Consider the following 12,195-nt stretch of genomic DNA (forward strand, 5'->3'; position numbering starts at 1 on the left):
AACCGGGGCGGTCCGCCGTCCGACCAGTGGTGCGGACCGCCCTCGCCCGAAAGGACACCCGCACCGTGACCGTCGCCCTGCTGGAAGCCCTCACCTTCGGGCTCGGCCGCCTCGCCGACGCCGCCCGCGCCGCCGGGCACGACCTCGTCCTGCTCACCGGCGACCGCACCACCTACCGGCACGAGCTGGGCGCTTGCGGCGACCGGGTGCGGGTGGTGGACGTCGACACCACCGACGTCGCGGCGTGCGAGCGGGTGCTGCGCTCCCTGCCCGACGTGGCCGGGCTGATCAGCTCCACCGACACCTGGGCCCTGCCGGGCGCCGAGCTGGCCCACCGCCTCGGCCTGCCCGGTCCCCGGCCCGAGGCGGTCCGCACCCTGCGCGACAAGGCCGCCGTCCGGGCCCGCCTGCACGCGCACGGCCTGAGCCGCAGCGGTCCGCTGGACCCGGCGGGCGCGGCGGTGTTCCCGCTGGTGCTCAAGGACTCGGCGGGCACCTCGTCGCGGGGAGTGTGGCTGTGCCGCACCGCCGCCGAGCGCGACGCGGCCCTGGCGGAGGCCGCCGGCACGCCGTTGAAGGGGCGCCTGACCGCCGAACCGTACTTCGAAGGGCCCCTCTACAGCGCCGAGACCGTCACCTGGCGGGGGCGGACGCGGCTGCTGGGCGTGCTCAGCCGGGTCGTCTCGCCGGAACCGGTGCGCCGGGAGGAGGCCGCCGCGTTCCCGGTCGCCTTCCCCGGGGACGAGTCGGCCGAGCTGGGGCGGTGGATCGGCCGGGTGCTGGAGGCGGCCGGGCACGAGCGCGGCTTCGCGCACACCGAGTTCGTGCTCACGGCCGACGGTCCCGAGGTGGTCGAGGTCAACGCGCGCATCGGCGGTGCCCTCGTCGGCGAGGCCCTGTGCCGGGCGCTGGGCACCAACGTCTACACGTCGATGGTGCAGGTGGCCCTGGATGTCGAGCCCGAGTTGCTGACCGCGCCGGTGGGCGGTGGGCCGGCCACCGGGTTCGTGCTGCTCTACCCGCGCGAGGCCGGGGTGCTGGAGGGGTGGTCGGGGTTGGAGCGGTTGCCCGCGCTGCCGGGGAACGCGCAGTGGTACCCGACCGCCTCGCCGGGTGATGTCCTGGAGCACCTGGCCGACCAGCGCTCGTGCACCGGCATCGTGCTCGCCGAAGGGCCCACCGCCGAACTGGCCTTGCACCGGGCGCAGGCCGCCGCCGGTGGGATCGCGCCGCTGGTCCGGGCACGGCGGGGTGCCGCGGTGCCGTCGTAGGACAAGGCCGGGGGGCGGGTGGCTCGTCGCGGTCGGGGCGAAGTCGATGGCGAGTGGCCGGGGCCGGGTTCGCGGTGAGGCCGCGCAAGGACCCGGTAGAGGCCGCCGTCCCCCGGTGGGTTCGGGAGCGGCGGCCTTGCCAGGGCGGGTCAGCCCACCTTGCCGGAGCCGGCGGTGATCAGCCGCTCCGCCGGGGCTCGTCGGGCTCGCCCGTCCGGGTTCAGGGCGCGGTCCGGTAGCGCGGGTTGGTGTTGTGCCACTCGAAACCGCCCCCCATCCAGGCGCGCAGGCCGCGCAGGAACCGCTGGAGTTCCGGTGACGGCACGACGCTCAGGCTCTCGTGCAGCTCCTCGAAGTCGTGGACGAACTTGTTGTGCAGGGCCACGGTCGCCTCGGTCGCCTCCTCGACCGAGCAGTTCCGGTCCGCCGCGATCTGCAGGACCATGTTGCACACGGGGTTCTCGTCCGCCGCGTCCTTCGCCACCGACAGCAGGTCGTTGATCAGCACCGACGCGGTCCCGGCCTGGGTGAGGGCGCGCCGCACCCGGGGGTCGTAGTACAGGTTGGCGGGCACCTCGTAGCCGCCGACCGGGTCGATCAGCGTCATCGAGGTGGCGAAGGTGTCGTGCTGCCGGGTGGCGAGGTACTTCCAGGCGGGCGGGTACTCGCCGGTGTACCGCCACGCCGCGTAGGTGTTCCAGCTGACGAACATGGCGAACGTCGAGTAGCAGATCCGCTGCACCTGGGCCGGTGTCCCGGCGCGCTCCAGGTGCTCGACGGCCGACCGCAGCGCGATCAGCACCGGTTCGGAGCGCACCGCCTCCTCCAGCGGCTCGTCGAACTCGCCGGCGGGTGCGACCGGGTCCATCGCCGCCATCGCCAGCGCGAGACGCGGTGGCAGTTCGGCGGGGGTGGCGCCCATGTCGGTGTTGTCGGCGTACAGGTCGTCGGCGGCCCACCACGCGGCGTTGAGCTTCGCCGCGAGCAGCAGTTGCTCCGGGTCGGCGGTGTCGGTGTGGGTCAGCATCGCCAGGCGCCCGAACCCGGCCTTGCGGAGCTGGTCGAGCTCGTCGCCCCGGAAGCCGCACTCCTCGCCCCACCGGACCAGCCGGTCGTCGACCTCGTCGGCCAGCGCGTCGTCGATCCGCTCGACCACGGGGACGTAGACCGGGGACGCCGTACCGTCACCCCACTCCCGCTCCACGTAGCCGGGGCTGGCGGTGGGGGTGGTGTCGGGGATCGGGAGGGGGGTTGGTGCGGCGGTCGGGGTGGGGATCGGTGTGGGGGTCGGGGTGGCGGTCGCCCCCGTGGTCGCCCCTGCGGTCGTCGCGGCGGCCTCGGCGAGCCCGGCCGCGAACCGGGTCGCCAGCCGGGCGGCGGAGGTGCCCAGCCCGGTCAGACCGAGGTTGGCCAAGTCCTGGCCCACCGGAGCCTCACCCACCGGAGCCCGCACCACCGAAACCTCACCCGTCGAGACCTCGGCCACCGGAGCCTGATCCACCGGAGCCCACGCCGCCGGGACCTGGCCGGCCGGAACCTGGCCGGCCGGGACCTGGCCGGCCGGAGCCTCGCCGGCCGACGCCAGCCCGGCCGCCAACAACCCGGCCGCCCCGGACAGCCCGTTCGGAATCGCCCCGGCGGTGGTCATCGCACTCGGTCCGCGACGATCATCAGGTAGTGGAAGCTGCCCTCCCGGTACGCCGTCAGGAACGACTTCTCCACCCCCGTCGCCACCGACGACTGCTCGCGCAGCTCCCAGTACGGGATGGTCTGCGGCGTCAGGTCGACCACCTCGATCGGCACGAGGTTGTTGGCGGTGAGCGCCTTGAAGTACTGGCTGCGCGCGTGGACGCTGCACGTGTACCGCTCGTCGATCTGGCTCACGGCCTTGGACCGCCCACCGGTCACGTCGTTGTAGCAGCCGGTGATGCACACGTACCGGCCGCCGTGGCGCAAGAGGCGGGAGAACTCGCCGAACAGCTCGAACAGGTCGACGTACATGGTCGTCTCGTTGGTCCAGACCGCGGAGAAGTCGCCGGCCTCGAAGCCCGTGTCGAGCATGTTCCTGAAGTGGAACCGCACCTTGTCCGCCACGCCCCACCGCGCGGCCTGGGCGTTGGCGAAGTCGACCTGCTTCTGCGAGATCGTCACGCCGTCCACCCGGCACCCGAACCGGCGGTTGGCCATCAGGCTGGTGCCGCCCCGGCCGGAACCGCCGTCGAGCAGCCGGTCCTCCGGCCGGATCGGGCCGAGGTGGTCCAGCAGCACGTCGGCCTGCGCGCTCTCCAGCCGGTGCAGCTCGGCGATCACGCGCGCGTCGCGGGTCTCCTCGGGACCGGACAGGACCGACTCGTCGTACGCGCCGAGCCCGTAGTGGTGGTGGTAGATCCCGTCGACCTCGCCCAGCTTGATGTTCACCGGGTCCTGCTCCTTGTTCCAGTAGTCCGCGATGGACCGCTGGTAGTCGGTGCGCAGGACGGGGGATGCCGCGGTGGTGGTCATGTGGGGTTCTCCTTCGGGTTGTTCGTCCGGGTGGCGGTGGGTGCGCCTGCCCGGGGCGGTTGTTTCAGCGAGTGGTCCCGATGTCGCCGAGCACGTCCGGGGCGGGCGGGCCGGACACGGCGGCGGGGATGCGCTCGACGGCGGCGGGGATGCGCGCAGTGGCGGCGGTACGCGCGACAGCGGCGGTACGCGCGGTGAAGCCGGTGCGTGCGGTGGCGGGGATGCGTGTGGCGGCGGCGGTGCGTGTGGCGGCGGCGGTGCGTGTGGCGGCGAGACCGGGGGTCGGCCTGGCGCCGTGTGCGCCGGGGGTCGACTCCACCGGTTGTGCAAGGGTCACGAGCACCGCCCAATCCACGTCTGCGAGGGATTTCACCGAACACCGGTGGCCGCAGCGGAATGGGCGCCGCGAACATTGAATGCGCGGCGCTCATTCCGGAGTGCAACGGATTCGACGCTAGCAGCGCCGTTTAGCCGTGTGAAGTCACTCAAAAGAGGACCGTGGATGGCGGGATGCGATATGCCATGCGAGTGAATAACCGCCACGATGCGGTGAGGAACGGCACCGAAATCTACTGTGAGTCGCGCTCAACAATCCACACGTGTGATCTTGCGTCCGGGCGGTGATTTCCGAGGTTCGTTCGGAATCGCGCCGAGCACGGCCGACGGCACCGCCACCCTGCGCGACCACCAACGCGCTGCACACCAGGGCGATGCGCGCATCGGGGTGACAACCGGCGGCGATTCGGTAACCCGCAGCGGCGGCGGGGAAACCCAGGCTGCCGGCGCGTCGACGACGCCGAACGCGCCCAGGTCCGCGCCGAGTCCGACCAGGAGGTGGGTGGGCAGGAGCGCGTTGAAACGGTGACCACCACGCTTCCCCGCGCGTATAGCAGCACCAGCCGCCGCGCAGCGCGGCGCTGACCGACACGAAGGCCGCAGCGATGAGGGGGAGCGCGAAGTTGGCGGCGTAGGTGCCGACGTCCGGCGGCGCCGGACGCAGGCGGGGCGGGGTGCGGGTGGGGCGGTGGCGGGGCGGGGCGGTGGCGGGGCGGTGCGGTGCGGTGGGACGGGGTGGCGCGGGACGGCGGGTGCGGCGCGGCGGGGTGCGGGCCGGGCGGGGCGAGGCGCGGACGGGGCGGGGCGGGGCGCGAGCCGGGCGAGGCGGCGGCGCGGACTGAGGCGGAGGCAGAGCGGGGCAGGTGGGTGGCGTGGGCTGTGGGTGGCGTGGGCTGTGGGTGGGATGGGTTGCAGGTGGGGTGAACCCGGCCGGGCGGTGCGAACCAGCCCGGCCGGGAAACCCCTCAACCGCCCAGCGCCTTCAACACCCGCTCGCCCACCACCGCCATCACCGCCGCATCGACCCGCCCCGGATCACGGGTCACGCGCAACTTCGCGGCACCCCCGACCGGCGCGATCAGCTCGACCTGCAACTCCGCCAACGGCGCCGTGGGCTCGTCGTGCCACGTCACCTCGCAGCCGGGCAGCTCCAGGCGTGGTTCCGGCGAGTCCTGCACCGCCGCGATCACCCGGTACAGCGGGTCACGCGACCGGCGCAGCCGCGCCACCTCGGCGTACGGCAGGTCGGCGTGCGCCAGGGCCCGGGTCACGGCCTCACCGGCCGGGCGCCCACCGACGCGCACGCACACCATGTCGATCAAACAGCCCACCGGCAGCTCCAACGCCTCCGTCCCGCGCCTGGTCACCGGCACCCCGACGCCGAAGTCGTCCCACCCGACCGCGACCGCCAACGCCTCGGCCACGGCCTCCACCAGCACCGCCGACCTACCGACCCCGCGGTCGCGGGCGACGGCGTCGACGACCGCCGGGTCGACCGGGTGCTCCACCACCACCTCCCCCGCGCCACCGGCCGGGAACACCGGCGTCGGCAGGTCGGCCACCTCCGCACCCCAGAACGCCCGCTGCGCCTCCACGTCCGCCGCCGACGCCAGCTCGGTCAGCGCCCGGTGGGTCTCGGCCGGGCTCGGCACGGCCACCTCCCAGCGCGGTTCCCCGCTGGCGGCCCGGGCCCGGTACGCCACCGACAGGTCCTCCGCGATCCGGTGCCGCGACCAGCCGTCGAACGCGATGTGGTGCGCGGTGAGGCCGAAGTGCCAGGCCCCGGGCGTGCGGACCAGGACCGCGCGCCACGGTGCGCCCGCCTCCAGGTCCAGCGGCTCGGCCAGGGCGGAGCGCAGCGGCTCGGCCGGAGCGGCGTCCGGCCCCGTCGTCACCAGCGCGAACGCCGCCGGCAGGTCGCCCGGCCGGGCCAGGGGCAGGTCGTCGTCGGTGTACGCGGCGTGCAGGTAGCCGTGGCGGCGGTGGACGTCCTGCACGGCCGCGGCGAGGGCGTCCGGGTCGAGCGGGCCCGTGATGGTCCACCGCAGGGGGCAGTGGTTCTCGACGTCCGCGCCGCCGGCGACCTGGTGCCGCACCAGGAACGAGTGCTGCATCGGGGTCAGGTGCGGCTGCCCGACCTGCACCCCGGCGAACGAGGTAGACAGCCACGCGCGGAAGTCGGCCAGGGTGGGCGAGGTCATCAGCCGCGACACCGGCACCGGGCGTCCGTGACGGGCCCCGAGCCTGGTGCACAGCCGCACGGCCGCCAGGGACGTGCCGCCCTGGTCGAAGAACGACCGGGACGGGTCGGCGGAGCCGATCAGCGCGGCGCACTCGGCCAGCACGTCGTCGTCGGAGGACCCGGCCGGCGTCGACTCGGGGGGCAGCAGCGCCAGCAGCGCCCGGGTGTCGACCTTCCCGTTGGCCGACAGCGGGAACGCCTCGACCGCGACCACGTGGTCGGGCACGGAGTAGGCCGGCAGCCCCCGCCTCAGCTCGTCGCGCAGCGCCGGGGCGTCGAGCGCGTCGGAGGTGAAGAACAGCGCCAGCGCCCGGCACGTCCCCAAGTCATCGGTCACCGGCACGACCACGGCCCGCCGCACGCCCGGCACGGCGTTGGCGACGTGCTCGACGCCCGCGGGCTCCAGCCGGTGGCCGCGGACCTTGACCTGGCGGTCGCCGCGGCCGCGGAAGTGGAACACGCCGGCCCCGTCCACCACGCCGAGGTCGCCGGTCCGGTAGGCGCGGGTCTCCCGGCCGCCGAGGCGGAGGGTGGTGAACTTCGCCGCGGTCAGCACCGGGTCGCCGAGGTAGCCCAGGGCCAGGCCGTCGCCGGCGACGACCAGTTCGCCGACCTCGCCGGGCGCGCACTCCCGGTCGCCCGCCACCACGTGCACGGACGTCCGGGGCACGGGCCGCCCGAGGGGCACCTCGCCCGCGGCGTCCGGGGGGCGCACGTCGTGGGTGAGGGCGAACACGGTGCTCTCGACCGGCCCGTAGGCGTTGACCAGCCGCACGTCCGGGTGCGCGGCCAGGAAGCGCCCCGCGTGCCGCGCGGACAGCTTCTCCCCGCCGACCATCAGGGTCCGCAGGCCGGCGAACGCGGCCACGTCCTCCTCCACGACCAGGTGGAACAGGGACGTGGTCAGGAACATGGTGTTCACGCCCGCGCCGGCGACCAGCGCCCGCAGGGACGACGGCATCAGCGGCCGGTCCTCGACCAGGGCGCACGTGCCGCCGGTGACCAGCGGCCCCCACAGCTCCAGGGCGAACGCGTCCCACGGCACCGCCGAGACCTGGGCCACCACGGTGGTGCGGTCGAAGGTGGCGAAGGTGCAGCCGTCGAACAGCCGGGTGGTGGCGCCGTGCGGCGACACGACGGCCTTGGGCTCGCCGGTGCTGCCGGAGGTGAAGAACACCATCGCGGCGCCCGGGGCGGTGATGGCGGGTGGCCGCCAGGCACCGCCGGCGCGGCGCGGGAACGCGTCCACGTCCGCCTCCACCACGGCCACCTGGCCGGGCAGCAGCGAGTCGATGCGGCGCAGGCGCTCCGCGGGCCACGACGGGTCGAGGGCGGCGTAGGCGGCGCCGCGCTTGAGCACCGCCAGCACCGTGGCGACCAGCCGGGCCGACACGGGGACGACCACCGGGACGACGTTGCCGGGGCCGACGCCCGACGCGGCCAGCTCCCCGGCGATCGCCGAGGACAGCTCGTCCAGCTCGGCGTAGGTCAGGCGCCCACCGGCGTGGACCAGGGCGACGGCGCCGGGCTGCTCCCGGACGCGCTCGGCGAAGGCGGTGTGGATGCCGGGGTGGGGCACAAAATGGGTCACGGGATGCGTCACGGGGTGGGTCGCGGGGTGCGTCACGCGGTCCTCGCCAGGGGCATCACGCCGCTGCGGCGGACGTGGGCGATCAGGGCCATCCGCTTCCAGCCGTGCCGGCGGGTGGCGGGTTCGGGCAGGTCGAGCTTGCGCACCAGGTAGTCGATGTGGGCGTCCACGGCGCGCGGGCTCAGGCCCAGCCGCCCGGCGATGTCGGCGGAGGTGGGCGCGAGCACGCCGCCCGGCTCGCACAGCGCCTCCAGCACGGCGTAGTAGCGGGCGTCCGGGTCCAGGGCGGGCACGCCCGGGTGGACGGCCGGGCAGCGCGGCCGCAGCGGCACCGGGGCCTCCGGCACCGACGCGAACACCGTCACCGACACCGTCGCCGGGCCCCGCGACGGCGTCACGATCGCCATGTCGAACCCGAACGGCAGCCGCTCCCCCGGCCGCACCGCGGTGGCCTCGCCCGGGTGGTCCACCGACGCCACGAACAGCGGCTCGCGGTCGGACAGGTTGACCACCCACCACACCGCGCCGTCCGCGACGAGCGCGCCCCGGAAGTCCGGCTCGCCCGCGATCGGCAGGTCCCAGTCGCACGACCCGCAGGCGCAGGTGCCGAACGTGCGCGTGCCGCCGACCGGCACGTCCACGCGCCTCGGGTCCCGGCCGCGGGCCACCGGCCCCTGCACGGTCAGTCCAGTCACTTTCTCTCCCCCAAGAGGTTCACCCGATGAGCCGCTGGACAGCCACCGGGAACTTCGGCCGGTCAACCTTCGATCCGGGGGGTCGAATACCGGAATGGGCACAACTACCCACTGCACCCCGGCGCGTTAGCAGACCGGCGGACCCCCTCGCAAGCGGCTCGTTCCGGGAACGCCCGGATTACCCGTTCGGGCCAGGACGCCGACTCTGTGGTCACGCAGAGCGGAAGGAACCCATCGAGTGAGCGCGCAACCCCGCACCACCACCCCGCTGACGTCGGCGCAGCGGGGGCTGTGGCTGCTCGACGAACTGCACCCGGGCAGCTCCCTGTACAACGTGTTCTGCTCGGTCCGGCTGACCGGGCCGCTGGACCGCGCCGCCCTGCGGCGGGCGTTCGACCGGCTGGTCGCGCGGCACGAGGTGCTGCGCACGGCGTTCCCCGCGGCCGGTGGCGAGCCGGTGCCGGTGGTCGCGGAGCCGGCGCCGGTGGAGCTGCCGGTGCTCGACCTCGCGCGGGTGCCCGCGGCGGAGCGGTTCGACCGGGCGTGCGAGCTGGTGGACGCGTGGGCGGAGCGGCCGTTCGACCTGGCGGAGGGGCCGCTGTTCCGCGCGCTCCTGGTCGCGCTCGACGACGGGGACCACCTGCTCGGCGTGGCCGCGCACCACATCGTGTCCGACGGGCGGTCGCTCAACGTCGTGTTCGACGAGCTGGCCCTGCTCTACGCGGGCGAGGAGCCCGGGGCGCCGCCCGCCCAGTACGCCGACTACGCGGTGCGGCAGCGGGCGCGGGCCGAGGACCCCGAGCTGTCCGCGTGGTGGGTGGAGCACCTGCGCGGCGCGCCGGACGTGCTCTCCCTGCCCTCGGACCGGCCGCGGCCGGCGGTGCGCGGCGTGGCGGGCGCGACGCACCTGTTCGACGTGCCCGGCGAGCTGACCGCGTTCTGCTCGGCCCACCGGGTCAGCCCGTTCATGCTGCTGATGACCGCCTGGGCGGTGCTGCTGGGCCGGCTCGCGGACGTGGACGAGGTGCTGGTCGGCACGCCCGTCTCGGACCGGCCGGGGCCCGAGTTCGACGGGGTGGTCGGCCTGTTCGTCGACACCGTGCCGGTCCGCGTCGACCTGTCGGGCAACCCGGCGTTCGGCGAGCTGCTGGGCCGGGTGCGCGGTGCCGTGCTGGACGCGGTGACCCACCAGGGCGTGCCGTTCGACCGGATCGTGGCGCTGGTCGGCCCGGACCGGGCGCCGAGCCACACCCCGCTGGTGCAGAACATCTTCAGCGCCGACCTCGCGCCCCTGGTCCGCCCCCGCTTCCCCGGGCTGACCGCCGAGCTGCGCACGCCCGCGCCGACCACGGCCAAGTTCGACCTGGACCTGACCGTGCAGGGCGGCGCGGACGGCCCGGTCGGCGTGCTGACCTACAGCACCGAGCTGTTCGACCCCGGCACGGCCGAGCGCATCGGCGACCGGTTCGCGCGGCTGCTCCTGGCCGGCACGGCGAACCCCGAGACCCCGATCCGGCACCTGCCGCTGCTCGACGACGACGAGCTGACCACGATCCTGGGCACCTGGCACGAGACCGCGCCCGCCGCGCCGCCGGACCTGCTGGTGCACGAGCTGTTCGGCGCCTCCGCCCGCCGCACCCCCGACGCGCCCGCCCTGGACGGCGACGGGGGCGCGCTGACCTACCGGGAGCTGGACGAGCGGTCCACCCGGCTGGCGCGGGCCGTCGCCGCCCGGCCCGACGAGGTCGTCGGCGTGCTCGTGCCGCGCGGCACCGACCTGATCGTCGCGCTGCTGGCCGTCCTCAAGTCCGGCGGCGCCTACCTGCCGCTGAGCCCGACGCACCCGCCCGCCTACCTGGCCCGCGTGCTCGACGCCGCCGGCGCCACCCGCGTGGTCGCCGCCGACGAGCTGGCGCACCGGCTCACCGGCGTCGAGGTGATCCCGCCCGGCCGGGGCCTCGACGACGGCGAGCTGCCGCGCGTGCACCCCGACCAGCTGGCCTACGTGCTCTACACGTCCGGCTCGACCGGGGAGCCCAAGGGCGTCGCGGTCACGCACCGGGCGCTGGCCAACGTCGCCCGCACCATGGTCGGCGAGTACGACCTGACGCCCGCCGACCGCGTGCTCCAGTTCGCCAACATCGGCTTCGACATCGCCGCCGAGGAGCTCTACACCACGTGGACGGCCGGCGGCTGCGTCGTGCTCGCGCCGGACCCGCCGCCCGGGCCGGACGGCCTGGTCGACCTGATGCGCGACCGCCGCATCACGTTCACCATCCTGACCTCCAGCAACTGGCGGCAGTGGGCGAACGCGGCGTGGGCGCGCGGCGCGCACCCCGGCCCCGCGCTGCGGCTGGTGTCGATCGGCGCGGAGCCGGTGGACCGGGACACCCTGCACCGCTGGCAGGCCGAGGTCGGCGTGCCGGTGATCAACATCTACGGCCTGACCGAGAGCACGATCAACGCCACCATCGTGCCGCTGGACGGGCCGGTCGGCGACACCGTGCCGGTGGGCGTGCCGCTGGCGGGCGTCACCGCGTACGTGCTGGACCGCGAGCTGGAGCCGGTGCCGGTGGGCGTGCCCGGTCAGCTCTACCTGGGCGGCGACTGCCTGGCGCGCGGCTACCTCGGCCGGGCCGACCTGACCGCGGACCGGTTCGTGCCGCACCCGTTCGCGCCGGGCGCCCGCCTGCACCGCACCGGCGACCGGGCGCGGTGGCGCGCCGACGGGCAACTGGAGGTGCTGGGGCGCCTGGACAAGCAGCTCAAGGTGCGCGGCTACCGGATCGAGCCGGGGCACGTCGAGGCCGCGCTGTCGGCGCACCCCGACGTGCGCGACGCGGTGGTCGTGGCGCGGGACGAGCGCCTGGTGGCCTACCTGGTGCCCGCCGTGCCCGACGACGTCCGCGACCACCTGGCCGCGCGGCTGCCCGTGCACCTGGTGCCCGGCGCGTTCGTGGCGGTGGACGCGATCCCGCTCAACGCCAACGGCAAGGTCGACGAGAAGGCGCTGCCCGTGCCGACGACCAGGACCGCGGGCACGGCCGCCGCGAGCACCGACCTGGAGCGCGAGCTGGCCGCGCTGTGGCGGGAGGCGCTGGGCCTGGACCGCGTCGGCGTCCACGACAACTTCTTCGAGCTGGGCGGCAGTTCGCTCACGCTCGCGGCCGTGCACCGGGCGGTGCGCGACCGGCTGGGCCGCGCGCTGCCCGTGGTGGCCCTCTACGAGTACCCGACCATCGCCGCGCTGGCCCGCCACCTGTCCGGCGGCGCGGCGACCACCTCCCCGCGGGTCGCACGACCGCGCCCGCGCCGACCCCGTCGACGGTGAAGGAAGACCCCGTGTTCGAAGACGACGACGACCGCCGCTACGCGGTGGTGCGCAACGCCGAGGAGCAGTACTCGATCTGGCCGGTGGACCGCCCGCTGCCGCCCGGCTGGAGCGGTGACGGCACGACCGGGTCGAAGGCGGCGTGCCTGGCGCACATCCGCGAGGTGTGGACGGACCTGCGCCCCCTGAGCCTGCGGGAATCGGGCCTGCGGGGGTCGGCGTGAGCG

General features: G+C 75.1%; 8 protein-coding genes. 3 read left to right on the forward strand and 5 right to left on the reverse strand.

The annotated features are described in order from the left end of the window. Positions 1-65: 65 nt before the first annotated feature. Positions 66-1,271, forward strand: coding sequence for an ATP-grasp domain-containing protein (locus EKG83_RS30485; RefSeq protein ID WP_033432092.1), 1,206 nt, complete (start codon positions 66-68; stop codon positions 1,269-1,271). Between the two features lie 220 nt (positions 1,272-1,491). Here EKG83_RS30485 and EKG83_RS30490 read toward each other — a convergent pair whose 3' ends face one another. The 5 genes from EKG83_RS30490 to EKG83_RS47165 form a co-directional block, all read right to left on the reverse strand. After that, entirely contained in the window at positions 1,492-2,712 is a 1,221-nt protein-coding gene (locus tag EKG83_RS30490) for a family 2 encapsulin nanocompartment cargo protein terpene cyclase (protein WP_265590292.1), read from the reverse strand. A 203-nt stretch (positions 2,713-2,915) separates the two neighbouring features. After that, positions 2,916-3,773 carry a geranyl diphosphate 2-C-methyltransferase gene (locus tag EKG83_RS30495; RefSeq protein ID WP_033431989.1) on the reverse strand — a complete coding sequence of 286 codons (858 nt, stop codon included), beginning with the start codon at positions 3,771-3,773 and terminating at the stop codon, positions 2,916-2,918. Between the two features lie 64 nt (positions 3,774-3,837). After that, a complete protein-coding gene (locus tag EKG83_RS30500; protein ID WP_153278551.1) occupies positions 3,838-4,146 on the reverse strand; it encodes a hypothetical protein in 309 nt (102 codons plus the stop codon). Positions 4,147-5,074: 928 nt separating this feature from the next. Beyond that, on the reverse strand, positions 5,075-7,954 hold the full coding sequence (locus EKG83_RS30505; protein WP_170191866.1) for an AMP-binding protein: 2,880 nt from the start codon (positions 7,952-7,954) through the stop codon (positions 5,075-5,077). Positions 7,955-7,974: 20 nt separating this feature from the next. Then, positions 7,975-8,637, reverse strand: a complete 663-nt coding sequence (locus EKG83_RS47165) for a helix-turn-helix domain-containing protein (protein ID WP_170191867.1) — start codon at positions 8,635-8,637, stop codon at positions 7,975-7,977. A 238-nt stretch (positions 8,638-8,875) separates the two neighbouring features. On the opposite strand from EKG83_RS47165, the gene EKG83_RS30510 reads away from it, so the two are divergent. Together EKG83_RS30510 and EKG83_RS30515 are read left to right on the forward strand one after the other, a co-directional pair. Continuing rightward, complete coding sequence (locus EKG83_RS30510; RefSeq protein WP_051766167.1) at positions 8,876-11,968, forward strand: non-ribosomal peptide synthetase; 3,093 nt, start codon at positions 8,876-8,878, stop codon at positions 11,966-11,968. A gap of 11 nt (positions 11,969-11,979) precedes the next feature. Then, positions 11,980-12,192: an MbtH family protein gene (locus tag EKG83_RS30515; protein WP_033432097.1), complete on the forward strand. Its 213-nt coding sequence runs from the start codon at positions 11,980-11,982 to the stop codon at positions 12,190-12,192. The last annotated feature ends 3 nt before the right edge of the window (positions 12,193-12,195 follow it).

Source organism: Saccharothrix syringae, from assembly GCF_009498035.1.
In the GTDB taxonomy this organism is placed as follows: Bacteria; Actinomycetota; Actinomycetes; order Mycobacteriales; family Pseudonocardiaceae; genus Actinosynnema; species Actinosynnema syringae.

Excerpts from the sequence above, each read along its gene's own strand:
- EKG83_RS30495 (WP_033431989.1), bottom strand. The coding sequence starts at position 3,773 with ATGACCACCACCGCGGCATCCCCCGTCCTGCGCACCGACTACCAGCGG.